The sequence below is a fragment of the Galactobacillus timonensis genome (genome assembly GCF_900240265.1).
GTDB classification, from domain to species: domain Bacteria; phylum Bacillota_I; class Bacilli_A; order Erysipelotrichales; family Erysipelotrichaceae; genus Bulleidia; species Bulleidia timonensis.
The window spans coordinates 1-2268 of record NZ_LT964746.1 but is presented as its reverse complement, the minus strand read 5'-3'; the positions used below and the strand labels follow the sequence as shown (position 1 = coordinate 2268).

Here is a 2268-nt window from a genome sequence, read left to right as displayed (position 1 = left end):
ATGAATGAGTTCGGCGCATGGCTCCAGAAAGAAGGTCTTCAGGCTATCGCCACCAGAGTCAGCACCGGAGATGAATGCAGCATCTACATCGAGGATGGATACAGCATCAAAAATGGCGTCAAAACAGCCGCTACAGAGGTCAAACCGGCAGAGCTGATAAAGACACCGGAGCCGGAAGAAAAGCCTGCTCAGACAGCTCAGAAGTGGGGCTGGAAGGAGAAATAAATGTTTGATATCAGCAGAGGGAAAATCGAAAAAGCATTGCGAGTAGTTGTGTATGGGATTGAAGGCATCGGAAAAAGCACATTTGCTTCTCAGTTCCCTGGAGCAGTTTTCATTGATACAGAAGGATCCACAAATCAGATGGATGTTGCAAGATTTCCAGCTCCTACATCTTGGGAAATGCTGATTGGCGAAGTAGAACAGACAATCAGCAATCCATCAGGCATCGGCACTCTTGTAATTGACACCGTTGACTGGGCGCAGCAGCTGTGCGTTGTTTCGGTATGCGAAAAGAATCAGGTCAAGGGGATTGAGGACTTCGGATATGGCAAGGGATACAGCTACGTCAAAGAAGACTTCGGAAAACTTCTGAATCTGTTGAATGATCTCGTTGATAAAGGTGTAAATGTTGTCCTGGTTGCACATTCTACCATCCGAACATTTACGAAGCCGGATGAGATGGGACAGTATGACCGTTATGAGCTGAAATTGATTGACACTCCGAAATGCAGCATTTCGGGATTGGTTAAGGAATGGGCTGATGTTCTGCTCTTCGCCAACTACGAAACGTTCATTACAGAAGATCAGAAGACGAAGAAAAAGTATGCCACGGGTAATCAGCGTGTCATGTACACCACACACACGGCAGCCTGGGATGCAAAGAATCGGTTCGGCATGCCTGATAAGCTCCCGTTTGAATTCAGCTCAATCGCTCAGTTATTTGAAAATAAACCGGAACCAGTAAAAACAGAAGAACAGCACGCTGAAAAGACACCTGATCTCGATCTGCTCAATAATTGGTTCCCCACTCCATATACAGATGCAGAAGATGATGTAATGTCTCATCTGCCAAAAGAGCTAAGAGATCTCATGAAAGCGGATAACGTCCATCCAAGCGAACTGATGCAGGTGGTTGGTGATCAGGGGCATTTCCCGTCGGATATGCCTATTGATAAGTATGATCCGGATTACTATCTTGGCTTCTTAGTTCCTAATTGGAAAGCAGTCATGAACAGCATCAAAGAACAAAGAAAATTGCCATTCTGAGGAGGAAAAAATAAATGGAATATTACAAGACAAATAACTCAGCACCAGCAGAAGGCGGAGAACTGAATGATTCTGCAGTATTCTCAGCAGCTGATCTCGGTGACTATGATCGGGGCAATTATGTTCTCCTTCCTGAAGGAGACTATGAGTTCACAATTGTTGATCTGAAGGAAAGCCGTCATCAGGATGTTGGTGGAAAAGTCGGTAACTGCAAACAGGTCAATCCGGTATTCCGCGTTAAGAATCCGGAAGACGGATCCAATGTCGATATTGAAAACTTCAACCTCTACATGTGGAATTCACGCGGATGCCTGGGCATGATTGCTCAGTATTATGATTCGATCGGCCTGCATAAGAAAGGCGATCCGATTCATTTTGACTGGACCAAGGATCATCACATTGGAAAGACCGGAAAACTCCAGATCAAACATGAAACCTACAAAAAGAAAGACGGGACAGATGGGACTGCGATGAAGATTTCCAAGCTGTATCCGAAAGAAGAAGCTGCATCCACTAACAGCTGGGGGAGCTGGAAGAAATGACACAGCTCCGCCCATATCAGGAGGCGGCAAGAGAAGCAATTGAACACGAATGGGCCAGCGGAAAGAAAAGAACTCTGCTGGTCCTTCCTACAGGTACAGGAAAGACAGTTGTTTTCTCCAAGGTGGCAGAGGATCAGGTAAGAGCTGGAAACAGAGTCCTGATCCTCGCTCATCGTGGAGAGCTCCTGGATCAAGCTGCAGATAAGCTGTATCGGATGACTGGTCTTAAATCATCGATTGAGAAGGCAGATCAGACAGCACTCGGGACATGGAATCGTGTCACAGTCGGATCCGTTCAGTCTCTGCAACGCGAGAATCGGCTTGATCGGTTTGATCCGAACTACTATGGAACAATTATCATCGACGAAGCGCATCACGCAATTACCGATGGATATCGACGCATCATTGATCATTTCAGCGATGCAAATGTCCTCGGCGTCACAGCTACGCCGGATCG

The 2268-nt window shown here is 46.3% G+C and carries 3 protein-coding genes and 1 pseudogene; all 4 read left to right on the top strand.

The annotated features are described in order from the left end of the window. A pseudogene (locus tag C1714_RS13685) lies at positions 1-225 on the top strand (hypothetical protein); the annotation flags it as partial. After that, positions 226-1269, top strand: a complete 1044-nt coding sequence (locus C1714_RS13680; protein ID WP_102343788.1) for an ATP-binding protein — start codon at positions 226-228, stop codon at positions 1267-1269. A 14-nt stretch (positions 1270-1283) separates the two neighbouring features. Further along, positions 1284-1811 carry a hypothetical protein gene (locus tag C1714_RS13675; RefSeq protein ID WP_102343787.1) on the top strand — a complete coding sequence of 176 codons (528 nt, stop codon included), beginning with the start codon at positions 1284-1286 and terminating at the stop codon, positions 1809-1811. Then, positions 1808-2268 (top strand): DEAD/DEAH box helicase family protein (locus C1714_RS13670; RefSeq protein ID WP_135567962.1); only part of this gene is annotated, 461 nt, incomplete at its 3' end. The genes C1714_RS13675 and C1714_RS13670, both read left to right, overlap by 4 nt.